Annotated in this window: 23 protein-coding genes; 18 read left to right on the plus strand and 5 right to left on the minus strand. The window is 71.8% G+C overall.

What is annotated here, in order from left to right:
* Positions 1–533 precede the first annotated feature (533 nt).
* From F9C11_RS24025 to F9C11_RS24035, 3 genes are all read left to right on the plus strand, one after another.
* Entirely contained in the window at positions 534–1,271 is a 738-nt protein-coding gene (locus F9C11_RS24025) for a GAF domain-containing protein (protein ID WP_409179615.1), read from the plus strand.
* Positions 1,268–2,038 (plus strand): GAF and ANTAR domain-containing protein, encoded by a 771-nt coding sequence (locus F9C11_RS24030; RefSeq protein ID WP_409179616.1) that lies wholly within the window; start codon positions 1,268–1,270, stop codon positions 2,036–2,038. The genes F9C11_RS24025 and F9C11_RS24030 overlap by 4 nt, the downstream gene beginning before the upstream one ends.
* Positions 2,039–2,698: 660 nt before the next feature.
* On the plus strand, positions 2,699–3,523 hold the full coding sequence (locus tag F9C11_RS24035; protein WP_409179617.1) for a slipin family protein: 825 nt from the start codon (positions 2,699–2,701) through the stop codon (positions 3,521–3,523).
* Positions 3,524–4,409: 886 nt separating this feature from the next.
* On the opposite strand, the gene F9C11_RS24040 is transcribed toward F9C11_RS24035, so the two are convergent.
* From F9C11_RS24040 to F9C11_RS24050, 3 genes are all read right to left on the minus strand, one after another.
* Positions 4,410–4,853 (minus strand): hypothetical protein, encoded by a 444-nt coding sequence (locus tag F9C11_RS24040; RefSeq protein WP_409179618.1) that lies wholly within the window; start codon positions 4,851–4,853, stop codon positions 4,410–4,412.
* Positions 4,854–5,816: 963 nt separating this feature from the next.
* Complete coding sequence (locus tag F9C11_RS24045; protein WP_409179620.1) at positions 5,817–6,356, minus strand: DUF5994 family protein; 540 nt, start codon at positions 6,354–6,356, stop codon at positions 5,817–5,819.
* 425 nt (positions 6,357–6,781) lie between these two features.
* Positions 6,782–7,801, minus strand: coding sequence for a DNA topoisomerase IB (locus tag F9C11_RS24050; protein WP_409179622.1), 1,020 nt, complete (start codon positions 7,799–7,801; stop codon positions 6,782–6,784).
* A gap of 175 nt (positions 7,802–7,976) precedes the next feature.
* On the opposite strand from F9C11_RS24050, the gene F9C11_RS24055 reads away from it, so the two are divergent.
* The 6 genes from F9C11_RS24055 to F9C11_RS24080 all read left to right on the plus strand — a co-directional run bounded on the left by F9C11_RS24055 (position 7,977) and on the right by F9C11_RS24080 (position 13,638).
* Positions 7,977–8,411, plus strand: a complete 435-nt coding sequence (locus F9C11_RS24055; protein ID WP_409179623.1) for a DUF4383 domain-containing protein — start codon at positions 7,977–7,979, stop codon at positions 8,409–8,411.
* Positions 8,411–9,898, plus strand: coding sequence for an FAD-dependent oxidoreductase (locus F9C11_RS24060; protein WP_409179624.1), 1,488 nt, complete (start codon positions 8,411–8,413; stop codon positions 9,896–9,898). Before F9C11_RS24055 ends, F9C11_RS24060 begins: the two co-directional genes overlap by 1 nt.
* Positions 9,899–9,998: 100 nt before the next feature.
* Positions 9,999–10,865, plus strand: a complete 867-nt coding sequence (locus F9C11_RS24065; RefSeq protein ID WP_409179625.1) for a manganese catalase family protein — start codon at positions 9,999–10,001, stop codon at positions 10,863–10,865.
* A 140-nt stretch (positions 10,866–11,005) separates the two neighbouring features.
* Positions 11,006–12,049 (plus strand): serine hydrolase domain-containing protein, encoded by a 1,044-nt coding sequence (locus F9C11_RS24070; protein WP_409179626.1) that lies wholly within the window; start codon positions 11,006–11,008, stop codon positions 12,047–12,049.
* A gap of 222 nt (positions 12,050–12,271) precedes the next feature.
* A complete protein-coding gene (locus F9C11_RS24075; RefSeq protein ID WP_409179627.1) occupies positions 12,272–12,718 on the plus strand; it encodes an STAS domain-containing protein in 447 nt (148 codons plus the stop codon).
* Between the two features lie 104 nt (positions 12,719–12,822).
* On the plus strand, positions 12,823–13,638 hold the full coding sequence (locus tag F9C11_RS24080; RefSeq protein WP_409179628.1) for a DUF1206 domain-containing protein: 816 nt from the start codon (positions 12,823–12,825) through the stop codon (positions 13,636–13,638).
* A 271-nt stretch (positions 13,639–13,909) separates the two neighbouring features.
* Here the strand turns inward: F9C11_RS24080 and F9C11_RS24085 are convergent, their stop codons facing one another.
* Positions 13,910–15,004: a glutamate--cysteine ligase gene (locus F9C11_RS24085; protein WP_409179629.1), complete on the minus strand. Its 1,095-nt coding sequence runs from the start codon at positions 15,002–15,004 to the stop codon at positions 13,910–13,912.
* 155 nt (positions 15,005–15,159) lie between these two features.
* Here F9C11_RS24085 and F9C11_RS24090 point away from each other — a divergent pair, with 155 nt between their 5' ends.
* From F9C11_RS24090 to F9C11_RS24120, 7 genes are all read left to right on the plus strand, one after another.
* Entirely contained in the window at positions 15,160–15,639 is a 480-nt protein-coding gene (locus tag F9C11_RS24090; protein ID WP_409179630.1) for a hemerythrin domain-containing protein, read from the plus strand.
* Between the two features lie 165 nt (positions 15,640–15,804).
* On the plus strand, positions 15,805–16,980 hold the full coding sequence (locus tag F9C11_RS24095) for a radical SAM protein (RefSeq protein ID WP_409179631.1): 1,176 nt from the start codon (positions 15,805–15,807) through the stop codon (positions 16,978–16,980).
* A 5-nt stretch (positions 16,981–16,985) separates the two neighbouring features.
* Positions 16,986–17,237, plus strand: coding sequence for an acyl carrier protein (locus F9C11_RS24100; protein ID WP_409179632.1), 252 nt, complete (start codon positions 16,986–16,988; stop codon positions 17,235–17,237).
* Positions 17,234–18,451: a hypothetical protein gene (locus F9C11_RS24105; protein ID WP_409179633.1), complete on the plus strand. Its 1,218-nt coding sequence runs from the start codon at positions 17,234–17,236 to the stop codon at positions 18,449–18,451. The genes F9C11_RS24100 and F9C11_RS24105 overlap by 4 nt, the downstream gene beginning before the upstream one ends.
* Entirely contained in the window at positions 18,448–19,356 is a 909-nt protein-coding gene (locus tag F9C11_RS24110) for a phosphotransferase family protein (protein ID WP_409179634.1), read from the plus strand. Before F9C11_RS24105 ends, F9C11_RS24110 begins: the two co-directional genes overlap by 4 nt.
* Positions 19,353–20,393, plus strand: coding sequence for a hypothetical protein (locus F9C11_RS24115; protein WP_409179635.1), 1,041 nt, complete (start codon positions 19,353–19,355; stop codon positions 20,391–20,393). Before F9C11_RS24110 ends, F9C11_RS24115 begins: the two co-directional genes overlap by 4 nt.
* Positions 20,390–21,577, plus strand: a complete 1,188-nt coding sequence (locus F9C11_RS24120) for a condensation domain-containing protein (RefSeq protein ID WP_409179636.1) — start codon at positions 20,390–20,392, stop codon at positions 21,575–21,577. The genes F9C11_RS24115 and F9C11_RS24120 overlap by 4 nt, the downstream gene beginning before the upstream one ends.
* Positions 21,578–21,988: 411 nt before the next feature.
* On the opposite strand, the gene F9C11_RS24125 is transcribed toward F9C11_RS24120, so the two are convergent.
* Complete coding sequence (locus F9C11_RS24125; protein ID WP_409179637.1) at positions 21,989–22,150, minus strand: hypothetical protein; 162 nt, start codon at positions 22,148–22,150, stop codon at positions 21,989–21,991.
* Positions 22,151–22,260: 110 nt separating this feature from the next.
* On the opposite strand from F9C11_RS24125, the gene F9C11_RS24130 reads away from it, so the two are divergent.
* Positions 22,261–23,727: an aminotransferase class I/II-fold pyridoxal phosphate-dependent enzyme gene (locus tag F9C11_RS24130; RefSeq protein ID WP_409179638.1), complete on the plus strand. Its 1,467-nt coding sequence runs from the start codon at positions 22,261–22,263 to the stop codon at positions 23,725–23,727.
* 33 nt (positions 23,728–23,760) lie between these two features.
* Positions 23,761–24,222, plus strand: a complete 462-nt coding sequence (locus F9C11_RS24135) for a DUF6098 family protein (RefSeq protein WP_409179639.1) — start codon at positions 23,761–23,763, stop codon at positions 24,220–24,222.
* Positions 24,223–24,367 lie beyond the last annotated feature (145 nt).

Here is a 24,367-nt window from a genome sequence, read left to right on the forward strand (position 1 = left end):
ATCCTGCTCCTAGCGGATTGTGGCCGGATCTGGTGCAGGCCGTCGAGAGCAGGGTCTGAGCGCTCGCGTGCTGTCTCGCCACTTTACCCGCGCCGCGCGAGACCGGACGCCTGGCCGAGGACGGCGCCGTCCTGATGTTCCGGCAAAGCGCGTCCGCCGGACTCGCCGGCGGCATGGCCGAAGGGGGAAGTTCCGAGGCCCGGCCGCCGTTTCCGGGACACGACGCGTGCCGCCGCGGAGAGCCCGGCTCGCGCCGGGCCGGTTTTCCGGCAGCCCCGGCCGGGCTTTCCGTCGCGGCGCGGAGGACATCCGGGCCGACGGCTCCCGGCCCGCCGCGAGGCTCGGGCGCCCCAGCCGCCCGGGCGGCGTTCCCGGCGGGGACCGGCCGCGGTGTGTAGTGTTCCGGGGCGACCCGCTCCGAGGGTCGCGGGCGGCAGCGCCGGAATCGCGGCCCGCTGGTGGGCGGACGGAGATGAGGATGGCGCAGTGGGCACCTGCCGGCTCGCCGGCTCGGCTGCCGGCGGTGGCCCGGCGTGGTTGATCTCGTCCGGCTCGGCGCGCGGCTGCAGGCGATCGTCGCCGACGGCGGCGCGGACGGCCCGTCCCGGGTGGGCGCTGCGTGCGTGGAGTTCCTCCCGGTCAGCGGCGCGGCGATCACGGTGATGACGGGCGCGGACGCGCAGGAACCGGTCTATGCCAGCGACCCGACGGCCGGGCAGGTGGACGCGCTCCAGTTCAGCCTGGGCGAGGGGCCCTGCGTCGAGGCGTTCACCGGGCGCCGTCCGGTGCTGGTCGCCGATCTGGCGGAGGTGGCCGACGGGCGCTGGCCGATGTTCGCCCACGCCGCGCGCTTGACCGGGGTCCGGGCGTTGTTCGTGTTTCCCCTGCAGCTCGGTGCGATCACCGTCGGAGTGCTCGACCTCTACCGCCGCGAACCGGGCTCGCTGACCGGAGAGGCCCTGGCCGGGGCGCTGCGGGCGGCGGACGCCGGGCTGTGGGCGTTGCTCGGCGTCCGGGCGGGGGAGACACTGGAGCCGCGTGCCGACGCGCCGGGATCGGCGGGGCTGCCCGGCTGGCTGTCCGGCGCGCCGCTGCACCGGACGGAGGTCTATCAGGCCACCGGGATGATCATCGGGCAGACCGGGGCTCCCCCGGCCGCCGCGCTGGCGCGGTTGCGGGCCTACGCGTTCGCGCGCAACCGGCCCATCGACGAGGTGGCCAGGGACGTGGTCGCGCGGCGATTGCGATTCGACGACGAGGAGCTGCGATGAAGACGGCCGACGATCACGAAGCGGCACTGGCCGAGGCTTTGGTCGACTTGGCCGACACGCTGGTCGACGACTACGACGTGATCGACGTGCTGGACCGGCTGGCCGAATACTGCGTGCGGCTGCTGCCCGCGGACGCGGCCGGGATCGTGCTGTCCGACCAGCGGGGCCGCCTGCGGGTGGTGTCCTGCTCGACCGAGCAGGTCCGGGTCGCCGAGCTGTTCCAGCTGGAGGCCGACGAAGGCCCCTGCCTGGACGCCTTCCGCACCGGGGAGCAGGTCTCCGCCCCGGACCTGCGCGAGCCGCCCCAGCGCTGGCCGCGGTTCGCCGAGCGCGCCGGGGCGGAGGGGTTCCGCGCCGTGCACGCCGTTCCGATGCGGCTGCGCGGCGAAACCATCGGCGCGCTCAACCTCTTCCGCGCCGAACCCGGCGCGCTGCCGCACTCCGCCGCGCGTACCGCGCGGGCACTGGCCGACGTGGCCACCATCGGCATCCTGCACGAGCAGAGCGTCCGCCGCGCCGACCTGCTCGCCGAGCAGCTGCAGGGCGCGCTCAACAGCCGGGTGATCATCGAACAGGCGAAAGGCGTGCTGGCCGGCCGCAGCGAGCTCGATCCGGCCGCGGCCTTCGTCCTGCTGCGCAACCACGCCCGTTCCACGAACCAGCTGCTCAGCGCGCTCGCGCTCGCCGTGATCTCCGACAACGCGGTAGCCGACGCGGTCCTTCAGCCAGCCGAGCCGCCGAACCGCCAGCGCCGGGACCGCCGATAGCGAGGCCCGCGCCGGCTGCCCGGGCGTGCAGCGGGGCGAGGCCGCGTTTGGGGCCGATGGCGCGGCACGCGCCGGCTGCCCGGGCGTGCAGCGGCGGCGAGACCGTGTCTGGTCCGGTGCGCGGCGGTGCGGCCGATCCCGGCCCTGAGGCGGAGCGGCCGAGTCGATCTCTTCGGCCGATCTCTCTCCGGCCGATCGGGGATCGGGCACCGGGATTTCGCCCGCGCCTCCGCGCCCGCTCCAGGCTGTGGGCCGAGCGGTCCGGTCGAGACCGCTGAATCCCCGGCGTCGTGGTCTGACCGGGGGTGCAGTCGGACGGTCTGGCCGAAGCGGACTTTGACCGGGCAGGCGGTCACCGGATCGCACCTGGGCCGAGCGGACGCCGGCAACTCGCCGACGGCGCGGCGGACTCGCGCGGCCGGCGGCGATCGCCCTGGCCCGCGCGGATCGGCCGCCGCCGGGTGTGCGCCCGTGACCTGCTGGCGCTTGAGCGCGCGTAGTGTTGACGGCGTCCGGGAGCATCCCGTGCGCGAGCGGTCGAGCCCGCGCCGTCCCCGGGTGCCCCGTAGTTCGCCCGGACTTCGCGCGCGACGTGGTGACGATCGCGGCACTCGCCGGTCCTGGGGCCCAGCTCCGGCGAGCGCCGGAGTCTGGAGCGTCATGGCCGTTTTCCTGATCATGGTGGCCGCGGTGGCGGTGCTGGCTTTGCTGGCCTCCGCCATCCGGATCGTGAAACAGTACGAACGCGGGGTCCTGTTCCGGCTCGGCCGGGTGATCGGGGTGCGCGAACCGGGGCTGCGGCTGATCGTCCCGGTCGTGGACGTGCTCCGCCGGGTGACGCTGCGGATCATCACGATGCCGATCCAGTCCCAGGGCATCATCACCCGCGACAACGTGAGCGTCGACGTGTCCGCCGTCGCGTACTTCCGGGTGCGGGACGCGGTGAAGTCGGTCGTCGCGATCGAGAACGTCTACGCCGCGATCGACCAGATCGCGCAGACCACCCTGCGCAAGGTCGTCGGGCGGCACACGCTCGACGAAACCCTGTCCGAGACCGACAGCATCAACCTCGACATCCGGCAGATCCTCGACGTCGCCACTCTCGAATGGGGCGTGGAAGTCACCCTGGTGGAGCTGAAGGACATCCAGCTGCCGGACGCGATGAAACGGGCGATGGCGCGCCAGGCCGAGGCGGAACGGGAGAAGCGCGCCAAGATCATCAGCGCCGAGGGCGAGGCGATGGCCGCGGCCGCGCTCGGCGACGCCTCCGACACGATGATGGCGCACCCGCTCGCGTTGCAGCTGCGCAACCTGCAGAGCCTCGTCGAGATCGGCGTGGACAAGAACACCACTGTGGTGTTCCCCGCGCCGTTGATGAGCACGATCGGAGAGCTGGGCGCCTTCGTGGCCCGCGAGAACGCGGCCGCGAACCTCGCGCCCGTGCCTGCCGGTGCGGTGTCGAACGGATCGGCGGCGTCCGGCTGAGGAGGAACGCGGCCGCGGCGGCTCACGCGGCGACTGCCCGGTCTGTTCGCGGGGAGAGGCAGGCGCACGACTCGCTCGCGAAACCAGGAAAGAGGGCCAGTTCGCGACCGCTGAAATCGTCCTCGCGCCCCGCTGCGACCAGTGGGGCGCCCGGGCATCTGCTCGGGCGCGGCACCCGTCTCGCCGGCTCCGCCTGCCGCGCGGTTTCTCCCGGAAAGATCGCTCCGGTCCCGGCGGAGAGTTCGGGCCGCCTGCCGAGGTTGGGCCCGGCGCGGATCGGGCCCGTGCGAGTCCGGGTCCGGCCGCGGACAGCGCGAGGCGCCGGAACCGGCTTCGGTTGTCCGCCCTGGCAAGGAGAATGACCCGAAACCGGGCTGAAAGTGCTTGTGAGGACGGGATTCGCCGACCTTGCCGGTGTTCGCGGTCCGCCGGGAGACGTGCCGACGGGACCGGGCGCCCCGGCCGGATCGCGGCTGGCGCCGCGGCCGACGCCCGTCTTGCCGCACCGGAAGGCAGTCGACGCCGAGCGGGAAACTGGTCCACGGCGGGCAGCGGGTCGAGCGTGCGCTGCCCGCCGTGGACCAGATCCTCGTCGAAGGAGCAGCCCTGCCGTTCCAGCTTGCCGGACCCGCCACTCAGCCAGTGGATCGTGCCTCGGCCACGGCTCTGGGCGCGAGAAGCGGCACCTCGAACAGGTGGTATGGCTCCCTGGGGCCGGGGATGGGGAGAAGCAAGGTGTGCGGTCCTGGCGGCAGTGCGCTTCCCGGACTGCGAGCGCGTCGGAGTTTCTCAGGAGTGCCGGCTTGATCCGCGCTGCGAGCCGGGGTTGCCCGGCACCCGCGGCGAGATCGGCGCACGGGCCGCGGAAACGACCCTGTTCGGCGTCTCAGCAGCCGGATGCGGGAACCGGCCGCATCGGCAGGATCTGCCCGCCCGGCAGGGTGAGCGCAGCGGCTTTCCGTGCGGAGTTCCACTCCAGAGCGGCGCGCAGTGCCGCGTCGTCGAGACGGGCGTGGGCGCGGATCTCGTCGAGGCTGGCGTCGCGCATCGCGTTCAGCAGGCTGGCCCGGCACAACTGGCCGAACCACTGTTCTCCGGCGGACCACGCCGCGCGAGCCTCTTCGACCAGCGTGCGCATGTGTTCCGGGCAGCACGCGACGACGTATCGACGGCCGTCGAAAGCGAAATCGTACGGGTCGATGGCCGAGGAGTCCGCGACGAGCGCGCCTTGGGCGTTTCCGGCGGTGCCGGGCTCCCCGCAGACGCCGCATCCGGCGCGCTCGGGAAGACTCCCCGTCCGCGGGGCGGGGCTGGAGATGTGGGCTGGCATGTGTCGTCCTAGGTGTCGGTGGAACGCGCAGTGGCGGCCAAGGTCCGGGGCGACGTCGGAACACTGTGACAGTAGCCCGCGAAAGGGTCTTTGTCCATGTTCGGGCCCGGCCCGGAAGCGGCTCTCGGTACGCCGGTGCAGGATCGGAAGAAGAGAATTTTCCTTGCCGCGCAGGGCATCTGTGTTCCGCTTCGGGACCGCGACGCGCGCGGACAAGATGCTGCAAGTGTCGAAATTCAGCGACAGCGCCAAAGCGGGTTCGCGGCGGAGGACGCAGAGGGCGGGTCGGGCGGGCTCGGCGGCCCCAGTCTCTGTCCGAAATGGACGGACGGGGCGCGTCGTGCCTGTTCGGCTGAGCCAATCCGGTGCTTCTCGCGCCCGTCAAACCCGAAAGACCGCACGATGGCGTGCTGCGGCGTTTGCCGGAGCTTTTCGCCCGCGCGGGTGCGGTCGGGTGCCGCGGCATTCCTCGCGGCCCGCCGCGCATAGCCTCCGAAACTCGGCGACAGCGATGGAACAGCACGGTCCGGTGCATCGGCTCTCGGCTGAGCCAGGAGTTCGGCACGGATTCCGCGGCGTCGCTGGAGTTTTTCGTACCCGGTCACGCGCCGAACTGGCCGCCGCGGCGCGCATGCGGATCCTGCCCTCTGCTCGCGAGGCGCTTGCGCCTCCGCGGCTCCCGCGGTGAGCGGCCGATAAGCCGTGCGCGGCCGGGCTGGTGGCCGGGCACCCTCGTACTCGGGGATGCCCGGCCTGTCCGCGGCAGCGGCGGTGACCACACAGCCGCGGACGATCCGGCGAGCCGGCCGGGGACCGGCGGGCGGATTGACGGCCGGGGCGGGACCGCTCCGGCGGGTGGCCTCCTTCGCGGGGGAGGGCGGGAAGAGGCCACCCCTTCCCCGTTGCCGGGCGGGGAAGTCTTCCGGCGGGGTGATCGTTTCGCCGGGTTTCGCGAGGCAGGGGTCAGACCGATGCGGGGAGGCGGCCGCCCTCGGCGTCCCAGCGCTGGGCGGCCTCGTCGCCGGAGTCCGCCGCCGTGCCGGTCCCGTGCGCGTTGCCGGTGGCGAGCAGGTTCTCGACAGTGTCGCGATTGTCCCGGTGAGCCGCGGTCGTCAGGATGTGCTCGGCGTCGGCCGGCTCGGTCTCCGGCGGCACGACCAGCAGCGTGAGCCGGTCCCGCGCGCCGACGATGGTCACGGTGCCGGGACGCTGCGAGCGGAATCCTTCGAGCCGGACGACCGCGCCGTCCACGGTGAGGTGGCGCGGGGCCCGCGGCCAGTCGGCGAGGCAGTAGGCGACGCGTTCGATCCGGTCCAGCCGCAAGGCTGGCAGGACGAGCAGCGCGGGCAATTCCGTGCCCAGGTCCCGGGTGCGGGGCCACCACGCGCCGTCGACGTGTCCCGTGACGGGCCCGGCCGGCTTCGACCGCAGGCGCGGTGCGCGCGAAGGCTGCTCGGCGGATTTCAGAGCGGGAAGAGCGGCGGTGTCGAGATGGGGTGACATGGCGGTCGTTCCCGTCCCCGGTCGCTGCCACCGGCCGGACTGGGGCCGAGGACGACGCGAGCTTGACCGCCCACGTGCGAGATGCTCTCGGACACTGTCGACACTACACCCCCGGAACGGAAGGGCGCCCGCTTTCCCGAGGATCGGTGCGCGGCGGAAACGAAACCGCGAATTCGTCCCGCGGCAGAGGTCCGGAACTGGCGGAAAAACCGCCGCCGAAATTCCGCGACGAAATGTGCTGTGGCGAAAAGGAACGGGCCGCCGGCCGGGGAGCTGCTCGACGGCGGCGCGAAAATCGTGGGCATTCGGGGCAGCGCCAGCCATATCGCGAGCATTTCCAACCGCGGCGCCCACGCGGGGGCCGTCTTCGAGCGTGTCCCGATCCTGCTGAGCGTTGCGTACGGCCGGGCGGACGACAGCGGCGGTCACCCGCGGGAAGCCCGCCGCAGCAGCCGGATCACCGCTTTCTCCATCCGTTCCCGCAGTTCCTCCTCCGCGAGCCCGTCCGCGTCGGCCTTGCGGAGAGCTCGGCGGATCGTGTTGTCGCGCTCGAATTCCCGCAGTACGCGCGGGTCGACATACGAACGCCGGGCGACCGCGGGCGTGTTGCCGAGTTCCTCCGCGACTTCTTTGATCGCGGCGCTTTCCGCGCGCGCCCGGCCACGCTGGGAAGTCGGCGTCTCCTGGGCGGCGAGGGAGACGGCGGCGAGGACCGTCGCGTGCCACGTCCGCAGGTCCTTCACCGTGAATTCCTCGCCCGCCAGTTCCTTGAACCGTTCGTTGACATCGCTGGCGTGCAGTTCGTGCCAGCCGTCGTCGGCGCGGTAGACGAACAGCCGCGAGGTGCCGGTGCGGCTGCGGCGGAGCGACTTGAGGACGGCGGCGAGTTCGGCGTCGTGCAGGCTCAGCGACCGGACCAGGCCGCTTTTCGCGGGGTAGCAGAAGGTCAGCTCGGCGCCGCTGATCTTCACGTGTTCGCGCAGCAGCGTGGTCGCCCCGTGCGAGCCGTTGGTCTCGGCGTACTCCTCCCCGCCGCTGCGGAACACGCCGCGGTCGATCATCCGCAGCGCGGCGGCCGAGACGCGCAGGCGGTCGAGGCGCCGCCGGCGCAGGTCCTCCCGGATGGCGGCGCGGACGGCCGGCAGTTCGCTCGCCAGCGCGAGCACCCGGTCGTGCTTCTCCTCGTCGCGCGCCCGCCGCCATTCGGAGTGGTACAGGTACTGGCGGCGGCCCGCGTCGTCGGTCCCGACGGCCTGGACGTGCCCGTCCGGATGCGGGCAGATCCACACCCGGCGCCAGGCGGGCGGGATCACGAGGCCGCGGATGCGTTCGAGGACCTCGGGATCGGTCACCGGGGAGCCGTCCGGCGCGAGGTACCGGAAGCCGCGGCCGCGCCGCTGCCGCTGGATGCCTGGCGAGGACAGCTCGCTCCGCCGCAGTCGCATGCTCGCGGTTGCCCGCGGCGGCCCGGTTCAAACCGGATTCCGGACGCCGGTTGCCCGCTGGACCACCGGATCTCCCGTCCCCGGACGAGGGTCCGAGGTTTGCCCGATCCGGCACGGGTTATCCGGACGACTCCGCGCCGGACCCGGCGCGGGCGATTCAGGGAGGGCTCCGGACATGTCAACTGCCGTTGCGCGGCGCACGCCGCGCCAGCTCGTCGCCGCCGGAGTGGGCGCGGTGTTCCTGCTCGTCGGCATCCTCGGGTTCGTCCCGGGCGTCACCACGCAGTACGACCAGCTCGCCGTGGCCGGGCACCATTCCGGCGCGCTGCTGCTCGGGCTGTTCAGCGTGTCGATCCTGCACAACCTCGTGCACCTGGCCTTCGGCGTCGCCGGGCTCGCGCTGGCCCGCACACCGGCCGGGGCGAAAAACTTCCTCGTCGTCGGCGGGGTCGTCTACCTGGCGCTGTGGGTGTACGGGCTGGTCGTCGACCACGGCAGCGCGGCCAATTTCATCCCGGTCAACACCGCCGACAACTGGCTGCATCTCGGCCTCGCCCTGGCGATGATCGTGCTCGGCGTCCTCCCGATGGGCACCCGGCGGAGCCTCTGATGACCACTACCGCAGACCAATCCCTCTGGCTCGCGACCGCCTCGGCGACCAGCCGGTCGTCCTTGAGCTGCCGGGAACGCGCCGAAGCCGCCATTCTCGGCGGGGGCATCGCGGGACTGACCACGGCGCTGCTGCTCGCCCGCCGAGGGGTCGACGTGGTCGTCCTCGAATCGGGGCGGGTCGCGGAGGGGGCCAGCGGCAACAACACCGCCAAGGTCACCGCCTTGCAGTCCACTGTGTACTCGACGCTCGTCCGCGAGCACGGCGCCGCCACCGCGACGGCCTACGCCGAGGCGGCGCAGGCCGGGGTGGAACTGGTCGCGGAGCTGGCCGAGCCGATCGACTGCGGGCTCCGCAGGCTGCCCGCCGCGACATTCGCGATGGACGCCGACGAGGTGGACACCGTGCGGGCCGAGTACGAAGCGGCGCACCAGGCCGGTCTGCCGGTCGAGTGGACGACGACGCTCGACCTGCCGGTGCCGGTGCACGGCGCGGTGCGGCTGCCCGAACAACTCGCGCTCCACCCGGCCGACTACGTGCGCGGGCTCGCCGACGCCGTCGAGGCCGAGGGCGGGCGGGTCTTCGAGAACAGCCGGGTGCAGCACGTCAGCGCCGCGCCGCCGTATCACGTCACGACCGGCGACGGCGAACTCGACGCCGAGAACGTGGTCGTCGCGACGCACTATCCGATCCTCGATCGAGGGTTTTTCTTCCCCCGGTTGGAGGTGCAGCGGTCGTATTGCGTGGCCGCGACCCTGAAATCCGGCACACCGCCGCAGGACCTGGCGATCAGCGCCGGGAGTCCATTGTGGTCTTTCGCCTCCTACGAGGACCGGCTGATCGTCGGCGGGCAGGGCCATCCGGCGGGCGATCCGGTCGACTTCGCCCGCTATACCGAACTGGGCGAGTTCGCCGCGCGGCACTTCGACCTCGACGCGGTCACGCACCGGTGGTCCGCGCAGGATCCGAAGGCCTACGACAGCATCCCGCTCGCCGGGCCGTACCTCCCGGGCGCCCGGAAGCTGTGGGTCGAGACCGGGTTCGGCAAATGGGGGCTGGCGATGGGGACCGCGGCGGCGGCCGTCGTGGCCGACGGGATCACCGGATCGGCCAATCCGCATCGGGACCTCTTTTCCCCGCAACGGATTTCGCTGCGGTCAGCCCCGAAACTGGTGCAGCAGAACGCGAAGGTGGCGAAGGACTTCGTCGGCGACCGGCTCGCCCCGGCCGACGCGAAAAGCACCGACGACATCGCCGTGGACCAGGCGAAGGTGCTGGCGGACGGACACGGCCGCAAAGGCGTTTACCGAGACCGCGAAGGCGCCTTGCACGCGGTTTCCCTGCGCTGTACGCATCTCGGCTGCTTCGTGCGGTTCAACGCCGCGGAACGCAGCTGGGACTGCCCGTGCCACGGTTCGCGGTTCGACGTCGACGGCAGCGTGCTCGAAGGCCCGGCCACCGCGCCGCTGCCGCGCCGGACTCCGTGAAAAATCAACCGATCGCCGGGTGTAGGCCGGGGGATCGGGGGCACTCCTGCCGGACCGGCCGGGCAGGCCGCCCGGCTCGACACCCCGGGAAAGGACGCTGATGTTCCGACACACCAAGCTGCTGCAGTTCGAGGCCAAGCCCGAAAAGCCGGATCCGGTGTACGCGCACAAGCTCCAGGAGCTGATCGGCGGCGCGTTCGGCGAGATGACGGTGACCATGCAGTACCTGTTCCAGGGCTGGAACTGCCGCATCGAGGGCAAGTACAAGGACCTGATCATGGACACCGCGACCGAGGAGATCGGGCACGTCGAGATGCTCGCCACGATGGTCGCGCGGCTGCTGGAGGGCGCGCCGGCCACCGCGACCGCGGAAGCGGTGAAGGACCCGGTGATGGCGGCGGTGATCGGCGGGATGGACCCGCAGCAGGCGATCGTGGCCGGCGGCGGCGCGCTGCCCGCCGACTCCAACGGCACGCCATGGAACGGCAAGTACATCGTCGCCTCCGGCAACCTGCTCGCCGACTTCCGGGCGAACGCGGCGGCCGAGGCGCAGGGCAGGCTGCAGACCGCGCGGCTGTACCGGATGACCGACGACCCCGGCGTGAAGGCGATGCTGCAGTTCAACCTCGCGCGCGACACCGTGCACCAGAAGCAGTGGCTGGCCGCGATCGAAGAACTGAAGGCGGACGGCCTGGAGAGCGAGATCGCGCCGAACGCGTTGTTCGACGAGGAGAACCAGGACCACAACAACACGGTGTGGCACCTGTCGGACGGCCCGGACGGGGCGAAGGCGGGCTGGAGCTTCGGCGGGGAGGGCATCGAGTACCTCACCGACCCGAAACCGCTCGGCGGCCCCGGCACGGCTCCCAAGCCGGACCCGGCGCTGTACGGGACGTACTCGCCGACGCAGGACGTCAAGGGCTCGCTCAAGGGGAAAGCGAAGGAAGTCAAGAACAAGGCGAAGTGACCAGTGCCGGGGGACCCCGGGCCTTCCGCGCCCGGGGTCCCCGCACGCCTGCCGTCCGGCGGCTTTCCGGAAGGACGGCCAGGCGATGCCCCGCCGGAATGGGCGAGGGTGGTCACGGTCGGATGAGCTACCTTCGGCAGATGCCTTTCTCCGGCCTCGACGCCTGGTTGAGTTCCCGAGCCGCCGCCGGCCGATTCTCCGGCGCGGTGCTGATCCGCCAGGGCGAGCGCGTGGTGTTTTCCGGCGCGTACGGCCAGGCCAGCCGCCGATGGGCGGTGCCGAACCGGCTTGCCCTGCGGTTCGACACGGCGTCCATCACCAAGCTCTTCACCGCGGTGGCCGCCTTGCAGCTGGTGGACGAAGGGCGGCTCGAGCTGGACACGCCGATCACCGGGATCGTCGAGCTGACCGGCACGGCGATCTCGCCGCGCGTGACCGTGCGGCACCTGCTCACGCACACCTCCGGGATCGCCGACGACGCGGACGAGGAGGCCGGGGAGAGCTACGAGGCGCTGTGGGTCGACAAGCCGGTCTATTCGGTGACGCGCACCCGCGACCACCTGCCCAACTTCGCCGCCAAACCGCCGAATTTCCCGCCGGGGGAGGGCTGCCGGTACTGCAACGCCGGGTACGTCCTGGTCGGCCTCGCGATCGAGGAAATCACCGGGACCGCTTACCGCGACCACGTCCGGCGCGCCGTTTTCGCGCGGGCGGGCATGACCGCGTCGGACTTCTTCGACCGCCGGGAAGCGGCGCCGGACGTGGCCGAGGGCTGGGATCCGGTCACCGGCGCCGACGGGCGGATCACCGGGTGGAAGCAGAACATCTTCAGCTATCCGCCGATCGGCTCGCCCGACGGCGGAGCGCACGCCACCGTCGCCGACCTGGTGCGGTTCCTGCGCGCCGTCCGCGCCGGCGAACTGCTGTCGGCCGAGCGCACCGAGCAGTTCCTCACCCCGCAGGTGCGGCACCACGGCGACGTCTGGTTCGGCTTCGGCCTGGAATTCACCCTCGGCCCGGACGGCTCGGTGCGGAACTACTACAAGGACGGCGGCAACGCGGGCGCCGGCGGCATCGCGCGCCATTACCCGGCGGAGAACCTCGACGTGGCGCTGCTGTCCAACGCCGAATACGGCAGCCTGGCGGTGATCCGGGAAATCGACCGGCGGATCCGGAACGCCTGACGGCACGGACCTTTCTCCGCCCCGGTTCCCCGCGAAGTGCGTACCGCCGCGCGGGTGAGGCAGGGTTGCGCAAAACGGGCGCCCCGAAGGTATGTTGGCGGCATCGCCGGTCAACCGGGCAATCGCTCGCATCGCACCAGCCAACGGGGGAGTTCCCGCGTCCCGGCCGTGACCGCGTGTTCCCGGTCCCCACCCCGCTTTCGCGAGGAGGGAACGAAAACCATGCACAGCAACGCCTCGCCGTTGAGCCTGACCGTCCTGTGTCCCGCCCGCCGTCCCGCGACCACCCTGACCCGGACCCCGAAGTCGACCGTCGTCACCCTCGCCGGGGACCTCGACGCCGCCGACGTTCCCTGGCTTCGCCGGATCGTGTCCGGCGAACTCGGGCTGCGGCCCGCGACCCTGCTCGTCGACCTGACCGAGGTGCCCTTCTGCTCGGCTCGGGTCCTGAAATCCCTCGCCGACCAGGCGGACGACGCCCGCGGCCGCGGAGTGGGCTTCGCCGCGGTCGCCCCGCACCGCGCCGTGCTGCGCCCGCTGGCTCTGCTGGGCCTCAACCGCGTGCTCCCGGTCGTGCACCACCTTGACGAAGCCGCCCTTCCCGCGCGAACCCGGCGGAGAGCGAGCCGTCCGCTCCCGGCGCGGCCGGAAACCGGCATGGCTCCCTGACCTCCCGGCGCCCGGAGTCCGCTGTGGACGCGTCCGCGGTGACCCGGTCGTGGATTGCGCCACCTGGCTCAGTGAACCGGGACCACAGCGGGTATCCCCGCCCCATGAACCGGATCGCCGACAAGGTCGCCCGAGGCGAAAAGACCGACACCGCGCAGCTGCTCGGCCGCGCCGGGATGGCCTGCTACGCGCTCGTGCACCTCATCCTCGCCTACCTCGCCGTGCGGGTCGCGTTCGGCGGCGGCGAGCAGACCGACCAGAAGGGCGCCCTGCAGGAGGTCGGGTCGACGGCGTTCGGCCGGGTCCTGCTGTGGGTGCTCGCCGCCGGGCTGGTCGCGTTCGGGCTGTGGCAGTTCCTGATGGCCGCGACCGGCTACTCCTGGACCAGCGGCGGGAAGCGCACGCGCAAACGGCTCGGCGCCGCCGCGCGGGGAATCGTCGTGCTCGCGGTCGGCGGCACCGCCTTCCGCCTGGCCGCGGGCGCCGGCGGCGGCGGTTCGAGCGACCAGACCCAGCAGGAGTTCACCGCGAAGCTGCTCCAGCTGCCCGCCGGCCCGGCCCTCGTGGTGCTCGCCGCCGCGGTGGTGCTGGGCGTCGCCGTCGCGGCCGGGGTCAAGGGCGTAAAGCAGACTTTCCTCGAGGACCTCGACCCCGCCGGACTGCCCGGCAAGACCCGCCGCTGGGTCGGCCGCCTCGGCACCACCGGGTACCTGGCCAAGGCCGTCGTGTTCGCGGTGACCGCGTTCCTGCTGGGCTACGCCGGTTTCCGCGCCGACGCGAAACAGGCGGGCGGGCTGGACGCCAGCCTGAAGACCCTTGCCGCCCAGCCGTTCGGCACGGTGCTGCTGACCGTGGTGGCGCTGGGCCTCGCCGCGTTCGGCGCGTACTGCCTGGCCGCGGCTTGGGCACATCGGCGCTGACCGGCCGCGGTTGGGCGGGGCGGGACTGCCAGCTCCGCCTTCACCGTCCCGGTCAGCTTGCCCGCTGCCCTCGCGCCGGTGAACGCCCGCCGTCGCCATCTCCAGATTCGCCCTTAACCATCCCGGGCCGGTCGCCGCCCTCACACCGGTGAGCGCCCGTCGTCGGTGCCTGCTGCTTGACCAGCCTGGCACCGGCGGGGCGAGCATGTTCGCGTCGTCTTCACCGGGTGCGTGCTGTCCTCGGTGCCTGCTGCTCCGCACCGGTCGCCGGTCAGGCCGAGCCCGCGAGCAAGTCGACCACGTCCTCCGCGCGCCCCCGTTCGGCGAAGCGCCGCCGTTGCCGGTCCGCGCCGCTGCCCTCGGCGCACAGCCGCGCCGTTGCTTCCGCGGCGAACTCCAGGTCCCCGGCGGATTCCAGCGCGGGCGCGGCGAACTCGACCAGGTCGGCGAGCACCGCCTTCGTCGGCTCCAGATCGCCGCTGCGCGGATGCGGGCAACAGCCGCTGACGCCGTCCCGCGACGCGCGCCAGAGCTGGGCGCGCAGCACCTCGTTCGGCAGGTCCGGCGGGGGAGCGTCGTCGTCCAGCGCGGTGGCGGCCAGGCCGCGCGCCAGCACGCCGAGCAGGACCGCTTCCTCCGGCGTCGCGGCGACGTCGGCGATGCGGAACTCGATGGTCGGCTGCTTCTCCGAGAGCCGGACGTCCCAGTAGACCATCCCGCGGTCGAGGATCGCGCCCGAGCGCAGCCACGCGTCGACGACGCTTTCGTACTCGTCGAGCGACGCGAACCGCGGCGGCGGGCCGGCCGAGGGCCACCGGCTCCACTGCTGGTAGCGCCAGCTTTGGTATCCGGTGTCGTAACCGTCGGCGATCGCGGAATTCGCGGTCACGGTCAGCAGGACCGGCAGCCACGGACGGATCCGCCCGAGCACCAGGACGCCGGTCTCCTTGTCCGGGATCGCGACGTGCACGTGGCAGCCGCAAGTCAGCGACGTCCGCGCGGTGGCCCCGAAATGCTCGCCGATCCGCTGGTAGCGCGGATTCGCGGTGACTCCCGGCAATCCCTCTTCCGGCACCGGCGGCGCGCCCGCGGGCAGCAGCCGGCAGTCCCGCCGGCGCGCGGCCCCGGCCAAGTCCTCGCGCAGTTCGCGCAGCCGCCGCAGCGCCTCGTCGCGGGTCCGGCAGACGTCGGTGGCGATCTCGGCCTGCGACTGGATGAGTTCGCGCTGCAGCTCGCCGTTGTCGCCGCCCGTTTCCGCGGCGTGGTCGACCACGTCGGAGGCCGGGGCCAGCCGTCCCTCGCGGTCGACGACGAAGAACTCCTCCTCGATGCCGAAGGTCAGCACGTCGCCGGTCTGGTCGTTCACCGATGGTCTCCTGGGGTCGGGGGCATCGGAGTACCCCCGCCCGCCCGCGCGCAAACGACGTTTTCCCGGGCGTAAAAAGGGTAATCCGCGGGCCAAGAAACGCCGGGCGGCCCACCCCGCGCTGCCCGCGCCCGGACCGCACTGTGAGGACGCCGATGTCGACCGACGCGATCGTGCTGCTCAAGAACGACCACAAGACGGTGGAGAAGCTGTTCAAGGAATTCGAGAAAGCGGGGGAGAACGCCCACCGGAAAAAGCGCCGCATCGTCGACTCGATCATCGAAGAGCTGACCGTGCACGCCTACATCGAGGAAGAGATCTTCTACCCGGCAGCGCGGGAGGCGGTGCCGGAGACCAAGGACCACGTGCTGGAAAGCGTCGAGGAACACCACGTCGTGGTGTGGATGCTGTCGGAGCTGCTGGACCTGGACCCGGAGGACGAGACTTTCGACGCGAAGGTGACCGTGCTGACGGAAAACGTCCGCCACCACGTCGAGGAAGAAGAGGACGACTGGTTCCCGGAGGTCCGCTCGGCGATGGGCCGCAAACGGCTCCAGGAACTGGGGCAGCGGATGATCGACGCGCGGCCGGACGCGCCGAAGAACCCGCTGAAATTGCAGAGCGCCACCACCTGACCGGTTCCCGGACGCGGGGAGCGGGTCCCCGCGTCCGGAAGCCCGTGCCCGGCTGGCGGCGATTGTCCCGGTTCCGCGGTCTTCCCCTGCCGCCCGGCGTAGGGGTGCCGCCGCCCCCTCGGTGTTCCTAACCTCGGAACGAGCCGCACCCGAGGGGGACGACCGATGCGTCCGCTCACCACCAGAACGTTGACTGCCAAGGAATTCGCCGATCTCAAGCACACCGTGGCGATCCGCTCTTCGGCGCGCCGGGCCGTCGCCGAAGACCCGGCGTACGCCACGCCGCTGCCGAGGGAACTGTGCCTGCAGCTGACCTACCGCTGCAATCTGCGCTGCAGCCACTGCTACCAGTGGAGCGAGCAGGGTTTCTTCCGGGACTTCGACACCGCCAAGCAGCGGACCGAACTCGACGTGGACATCGTCGCGAAGCTGCTGGACGCCACGGAATCCGTCCGCTCGAAGGTGTTCGTGTGGGGCGGCGAACCGCTGATGCACAGCCGGTTCGGCGACATCGCCGAGCTGCTGTGCCGTTCGCCGCGCACGATCACCGTCTGCACCAACGGGTTGCTCTTCAAGCGCAACCTCGACCATCTCCTGAAGCTCGGCGAACACCTCAACCTGCTGGTGAGCCTCGACGGCCTCGGCGCGGACCACGAAGACCTGCGCGGCCGCGGCACGTTCGCCCGGACCACGAAGAACATCGAACTGATGCTCGGCCTCAAGCGCGAAGGCGCTTTCGCGGGCGAGGTTTCGGTGAATTGCATGGTGTCGCACCGGACCGTGCACACGATGTACGAATTCATGGAATGGGCCGAAGACCTCGGCGTCAACACGGTCTACTTCCAGTTCCCCTGGTACATCAGCCCCGAGGTGGCCGAGGCCATGGACCGGGTCTACGCCGAGTCGTTCGCCTGGCTGCGGCCGGACACCGGGACCGCCCGGCCGACCTGGCATTCCTACACCTACCGGCTGCCTCCGGAATGCCTGCCGGACCTGCGCGCATCTATGGCGCGGCTGGCTTCCCGGCGGTGGCGCGTGCGGATCCGCTACCAGCCGCAGCTCGAACCGGACGAGGTCGAGGACTTCGTGCTCGGCACGCCGAAGCCGGCCCAGCACCGCAGCCGGTGCCTCGCGGTGTCGAACCGGATGGAGGTGCACGCCGACGGCAACGTCAGCTCGTGCAAGTTCTTCCCCGAGTTCGTCGTCGGCAACCTGTACGAGACGGATCCGGTGCAGTTGTGGCACAACGAATCCTTCCGCGAGGTCCGCCGGATCCTCGGCGCGAACGGGATGATGCCCGTCTGCTCGCGGTGCGTCCTCCTCTACCTCAACGGAGTGTGAACGCCGTGGCAGACCTCGAACGCAGGGTCACCGACGTGCTGGTCGCCGTGCTGGACAACGGGACGGCCGCCGAGGAGATCGGCCCGGACGCCGACCTCGTCGACGACTACGGCCTGGACTCCCTGCAGATGATCTCCTTCCTGCTCGGCGTCGAGGACGAACTCGGCGTGCAGCTGGACTACGAACACCTCGAACTCGACGACCTGCGCGTGTTCGGCCGGTTCACCGGGTTCCTGCGGACGCTCGCGGCGTCATGACCGCGACGGCGCACTTCGGCACCTTCGACGCCGAGCGCTGGTGGCGGCCCGCGGACCTGGCCGCCCTGCCCGCCGCGCCCGGCGGCGCCGACGCCGACGCCATGGACGAACTGCTCGCCGCGGGATGTGCGCCGGGCGACCTGCTGCTCACCCGCCGCGCCCCGGCGCCGGAGATCCGCGAATCGCTGGCCGGCTGCGGCATCGAGTTCGACCATCGCGTGGTGCCCGCGCCGCCGGGAACCCCGGTCGAGCGGGCGGTGGCCCCGGAGACGCTCGCTGGACGACCGGAAATGGCTCCCTACGCGGTGCTGCCGGACACCGTCGCGCTGGCCGCCCGACTCGGTCGCGCCCACCGGTTTCCGGCGGCGGAAACGGTGGCCGAGGTCAATTCCAAGACCTGGTCGCACGCGCTGGCCACCTCGCTCGGACTGCCCGGCGCGGGCGTCGTCGTCCGGTCGGCGGCCGAACTCGCCGAGGCGGTCGGCACCCGGCCGAGCGTGGTGAAAGACCCGTACGGAGTGTCCGGTCGCGCGACCCTGGAAGTGACCACGCCCGGGGTGTTGCGCGCGATCACGCGCACGCTGGAGAAACAGCAGGCCCGCGTCGAACTCCTGGTCCAGCCGCGGTACGACCGGCGCACGGATTTCTCGGCGCACCTGCACCTCGAACCCAGCGGACGCTGGGAAACGCTTGGCGTGCAAGTGATGCACAACCGCGGCTTCCGGCACGCCGGATCCGAGCCCGCTCCGGACGCGCTGCTCGCCGAACTGGCGTCCGCCGGCTACGCCGAAACCCTCGCCGCGGTGGCCGAAGCCCTGGCCTCGGCGGGTTATTGGGGACCGGTGGGCATCGACGCGATGGTGCGCGCGGACGGAACCCTCGTGCCAGTGCTGGAGATCAACGCTCGCCGGTCACTGGGGTTGTTGTCGCTGCTGCTGGACCGCCGCGTCCGTCCGCACGGCCTGCGCTGCCATCTGTGGCGGTTCGACTTGAAAGTCCCGCCAGGCAAGGGAATCGGCGACCTTTTCCGCGCGTTGCACAGGCTCCGCTATCGAGGCTGCACGGTGCCCGGAGTCGTCTTGGTCGGCGGCAGCGGACTCGCGGCACCGGGCGGCCGGATCTATTGCGCGCTGATGGCCCGCCCCGGCGAGAGCGCGGGTCTGCGCGCCGGTCTTCTCGACGCGATCTCGGCGGCCGGAATGGAGACCAGATGATCGCCGACGTGCTCGGGGAGGCCGGGGTGCGGCAGGCGGAATGGACGCCGCTGACCGGAGCGACTTTCAACACTGCCTACCGGGTCCGGCCGCCCGAATTGGTCGTGAAGGTGTCCCCGCCGCCGGACGCGCCCGCGTTGACCTACGAGCGCGGCCTGCTGCGCACTGAAGCGCGGTTCTACGAACTGGCCGCTGCTGCCGTGCCGGTGCCGCGCGTGGTGCACACCGACTTCTCCGGACGCTTGGTCGACGGCGACGTCCTGGTCATGACCGAACTCCCCGGCGACAGCTGGGCCACTCGACGGCTGCCTCCCGCGGAACGCGCCGCGCGGCGGACCGAACTCGGCGGTCTCGTGGCCGGCCTGCACCGGATCACCGGCACCGGATTCGGCTACCCCGGCAGGCTTTCGCCGAGCTGGCGCACCGCCTTCACCGCGATGCTGGCCGCAGTGCTGGCCGACGCCGAACGATTCGCCGTCGCGCTCCCGCTCGACCAGATCCGCACGACACTCCTGGCGCGCACCGGCGTCCTGTCTGCGGTACGGACGCCGGTGCTGGTCCACTTCGATCTGTGGCAAGGCAACATCCTGCTGGGCGACTCCGGGATCACCGGTTTCGTGGACGGCGAACGCGCGTTCTGGGGCGACCCGCTCGCGGACCTGGTGTCGACGGCGCTTTTCGGCGACATCGAACGCGACGCCGACTTCTGCCGCGGCTACCGGGACGCAGGCGGCGACCTGGTCTTCGACGACGCGGTCCGCGTGCGGCTCGCACTGTACCGGTGCTATCTGTACCTGATCATGCTGGTCGAGACGGTGCCGCGCGGATGCGGCGCGCCCGCGGCGATCCAGCTGGCGACCGCGCATTTGCGCCGGGCTTTGGCCTTTCTGGGGAGGTTTTCGTGATCGAAGTGCTCACTTCCGGCGTGGCGCTCGGCGTGCACGTGCCGGGTCTCCTGCTCGCCCAGCGGCTGCGGGAACGCGGCGCGGCCGCCGACGTCAGCGTCCTCGAACGGCTGCTGCCGCAACGGAAACTGGCCACCACCGCCGAGATGAAATGGGCCTTCCACCGGGACTTCCGCCTCGCCAAGGCCGGGCACCGCCTCGCGACCGACCCCGCCGCGGTGACCGACCCGGCAGCCGAAGCCGAACTCTTCGCCCGCTGGGACGTCGAGCAAGTCGAGACTTTCGTGCTCTTCTCCGGTTTCTGGTTGCCGATCGTCGAACGCTACCTCGCCCGCGGTCGCACCGTACGCGTGGTGCTCTGCCATATCGACGCGATCGCCTCGCCGTCGTTTCGGAAAGCCGCCGGATGGCAGGTGCCGCACGAGGACGTTTTCCTGGTGGACGGCGCGTCGATGACGGTCCCGTGCAGCGTGCCGGTGAGCACCCGCCCGCCGCTGCCGTGGGAGGAGCGCCAGCCCCGGCTGTACCTGCACGGCGGCGGCTGGGGGATGGGCACCTATCGCGAGCACGTCGCCGAACTGACCGACGCCGGGTTCGCCCTCGACGTTTTGGCCTACCGGGAGTCCGATGTGGACTCCCGGCCCGGGATCCGGCACTTCCTGCTCGATCCGGAATGGCATCCCTGGCACGACAACGGCTTCCCGCCGCTCCGGCCGGCGAACCGCGAGAGTTACACGCGCGGCGAGGCGCATCCGGATTCGTTCGAGCTGGTCCGCTCGGCGCGGGCGATGGTCAGCAAGCCCGGCGGCGGCACCTGCCTGGACTCGCTGTGGGCCGCGACGCCGTTGCTGCTGCTGGAACCGTTGGGAGAAGCCGAAAAGCGCAACGCCGACGTCTGGCAGAGGCTCGGTTTCGGGCTCCCGTACGAAACCTGGCGGGACAGCGGTTTCTCCGCCGGACTGCTTGCCGAGATGTACGAGAACCTGGTGCGCGCGCTGCCCGGGATCGCCGACTACGCGGCGGAGCTGGCCGCGTGAACACCCGCCCGCTTTCGGTGTTCCAACGGGTGATGATGGACTACGGCCCGGACTTCACCGGGCAGTGGTTCACCATGAACACCGTCCTCCGGCTGAGCGCGCCGCTCGACCCGGACGTCCTGGCCGCCACGTTGACGAAACTCGTGGCCCGGCACGAAATCCTGCGCACCCGGGTGACCGAGGACGCCCAGGTGGTGTCGCCGCCCGGCCCGCCGGTTCTCGAGGTGTGCCAAGACGTCGCCGACCGCCTGCACGCACCGGTGCCGCCGGATTCCGGACCGCTCGTGGTCCGCCTGGTAGGCGGCGAACTGCTCACCGTGCACCTGCACCATCTGGTCGCCGATCCGAGCACGGTCTGGGCCACCTGCCGGGAACTCGCCGCGCTGTACTCCGCCGAACTGGGCGGTGCCGCGCCGCCCGCGCCCTCCGCGCAGTACGGCGATTACGCGGCCGCCGAAGACCGGCTGCGCCGGATGACGGAAGCCGGAGACCGGGCGTGGTGGGAAAACGCGATGGCCCAGGAGTTCGCGTCGGTCCGGCCGGACGGGACCGGCCCGCCGTACGCCGAGCGCGCCACGCTGCTCTCGAAAGCTGAACTGGACGCGGTCCACCGGTTCGCGCGGACGCACCGCACGACTCCCGCCACCACGCTGTTCGCCGCCTTGGCCTGCGCGATGCGCCCGCACACCGGCCCGGGGCCGCTGGCGTTCACCACCGTCTTCAGCCTGCGCGACCGCCCGGAATGGCGCCGGATGCTGGGGCCGTGCCTGCTCACCGCGTACGTTCCGCTGCCGGCCCCACCGCCGCGGCTGACCCCGGAATACGCCGTCGAGGTCCGCGACGTCCTGCGCGACTGCCGCCGCCACTGCCGGTTCCCGACGCCGGAAGTCCGCGCGTTCCTCAAGCCTCCGGACGCGGTGCCGTTCTACGAATACGTTCCCGACGACTGGCCCGAACCGTACGCGTTCGGCCCGGTCACCGGCCAGGTCGTCGCGGCAGCCGGGCCGAAGGACACGCGCGCCCGCACGACGCTGGCGATCCGGTCCCGTTCGACGGCCGAGGGCACGTTGACCGCGCACCTGTCCTCGGACGGCCGCGGCTGGACGCGCGACCGAGTCCGTTCGCTCTGGCCGGTAGTGGCTGAGCAGGTCGGTGCTGGGTCCACAATGGACTCGGAACGGTAGAGCAGGTCGAGCGCGACGAGCAGCTTCACCCCGGACGCGGCCGGCTGCGGCTGATCGGCCTTCCAGCCGGCCTCCACCGCGCGCGCCGAGGTCGACCGCCTCGATCTCGTGCCCGTTGCTCAGCAACGCTTTCCGGGCTTCGGCAACGGCCCGCTTCACCGGGAAACGGGAGCGCCGCCGAAGTTTGGGAGAATGGCGGGAAAGCAGGACCGTCCGAAGGGTCCGTCCATTCCGGCCAGTCGGCAGGCAACCCCGGCCGACCGACCCGCGGCGCGCTGAGCCGCGCCGATCGACGGCCGACGGAGACTCGGCGAAGCCGGCCGGAAGCCCGCGCAAGGCGAAGACCGGAGTACGTCCAGGCACCCTCGCCTGCCCGTTCCTCGTCTTCGCCGTCGTCCGGCCCGGGTGCGGTCAGTCCGTTTCGGGCTGCTGCCACGTCCGTCCGGCCCGCTGGGCGATCAGCTCGATTTCGTCGCCGACCTCCTGCCAGTTCTGGTCCGTCGGGTCGTGGTCGCCGGGCCAGGTGCGCCGCGGCGCCGCGAGGCCGCCGGCCGGCTTCGGTTCTTCTGTCATCTGAGTCATGATTCCTCCGTCTCCGTGCGAAGACCACCACGGACTACCCCTATCGGGGCCCGCGAAACGCTCCCGGGTTTGAGATTCGCCGGACTGGGTATGCCGGGCGCGTGGCCGATCATTCCCGCGCACCAGTGCTCGAGGCGATCCGGCGGTTCCGCGCGTCCGGGCACGTGTCGTTCCTGCCGCCCGGACACAAGCAGGGCCGCGGCGTAGACCCCCGGCTGGCGGAGATCGTCGGCCGCGACGTGTTCGCCTCGGACATCATCCTGATGAACGGCCTGGACGACCGGGCGCTCAACCGCGGCGTGCTGGCCAAGGCCGAGGACCTGATGGCGGACGCGGTGCACGCGGACCGCGCGTTCTTCTCCACCTGCGGCAGCTCGCTGTCGGTCAAATCGGCGATGCTGTCGGTCGCGGGTCCCGGCGAAGAGCTGCTGATCTCCCGCAACGCGCACAAATCCGTGGTGGCCGGGCTCATCCTCAGCGGCGTCCGCCCGGTGTGGGTGCCTCCGCGCTGGGACCGGGACCGGCATTTCGCCCACCCGCCCGGTCCGGACGAAACCGAGGCGGCCTTCGCGGAACACCCGGCGGCGAAGGGAATGCTGCTCATCACGCCGACCGATTACGGTTCCTGCGCGGACATCCGCGGCGTCGCGCGGATCTGCCACGACCGCGGGGCGCCGCTGATCGTCGACGAGGCTTGGGGCGCGCACTTCCCGTTCCACCCGGACCTTCCGGCGTGGGCGATGGACGCGGGCGCCGACCTGTGCGTGACGAGCGTGCACAAAATGGGCGCGGGCCTGGAACAGGGCTCGGTCTACCACCTGCGGGGCGACCTGGTGGACGCCGACGTGCTCGCCATGCGCGCCGATCTGCTCGACACCACCAGCCCGTCGTCGCTGATCTACGCCGGGCTCGACGGCTGGCGCCGGCAGATGGTCGAGCACGGAAAGGAATTGCTCGACGAAGTGCTCCGGCTGGCCGCCGACACCCGGGAGCGGCTGGCCGGGATCCCCGGGATCGCCGTGCTGGGCGACGCCGAGCTTCTCGGCCCCGGCCGCGCGGACGACCGGGACCCGCTGAAACTGCTGATCGACGTGTCGGAACTCGGCTGCTCCGGCTACGACGCGAACCATTGGCTGCGCGAACACCAGCGCGTCGACGCCGGGCTGTCGGACCATCGCCGGATCGCCGCCCAGCTGACCGTCGGCGACGACGAGAGCACCGCCGCCCGGCTGGTCGAGGCGCTGCGGGCGCTTTCCGAGCACGCCGACGAACTGCCGCGCGCCAAACCGGTGGACCTGCCGGATCCCGAGGACCTGGAACCGGACCAGGCGATGCTGCCGCGCGACGCGTTCTTCGGCCCGGCCGAACAGGTCCCGGTGGAGAAGGCCGCCGGGCGGATCGCCGCCGAGACGATGAGCCCGTACCCGCCGGGCGTCCCGGCCGTGCTGCCCGGCGAGGTGCTGACCCGCCCGGTGCTCGACTACCTGCGCAGCGGCGTGGAGGCGGGCATGTTCCTGCCCGACCCGGTGGACCCGCTGCTGCGCGGCGTCCGGGTCGTCGCGCGCTGATTGCCTCCGGCGGACGTGGGTAATCCCGCGCCCATGACGGAATGGGACGACCGGCTGCCCGTGGTACGCGACCTGGACGAACTGGTCTCGGCGTTCCGCCGGGCCGGAGAGGACGACCTGTACGTGCGGTGGTCGCGCGGCCCGGACGCGGACCTGCGCTCCGGCGAGGAAAGCCGCGACGGGCTCACTGGGATGCTGCTGCCCGGCCTGTCGGCGAACTCGCTGGCCCGGCAGCCGTGGTGGCGCGGCCGCTCGCTCCGGCTGTGGCTGGCCCGGCGCCTGCACGACTACCAGCACCTGCGCGAACGCGGCGGCCCCGGCGTGCGCCCGTGGCTGCTGCGGGGCCGCGAGATCGCGCGGGGCCCGGACAACGAGCCGTTGATCGTGGACGCCGAACCGCTGGCGTGGATCGAAGACGCCGTGATGCACGAAGCGCGCCGCCTGGTGGCGGAGGAGGCCCCGGCGGACTGGGGGTCGATGGACCGGCAGTCCTGACCCGCGTCGCGCCGCGCAAGGAATCCCGCGGTTTGCCCGGTCTTGCGCGCTGTCGGCGAGGGGAATCCTGGGCGTGCCCGGGCACGAGCCGACGCGGGTGCTCAACGGTTGCTGGGCCGGGCATTGGCTCGCTCGGCGGCTGCCG

This window comes from Amycolatopsis sp. VS8301801F10 (genome assembly GCF_046195355.1).
Lineage (GTDB): Bacteria > Actinomycetota > Actinomycetes > Mycobacteriales > Pseudonocardiaceae > Amycolatopsis.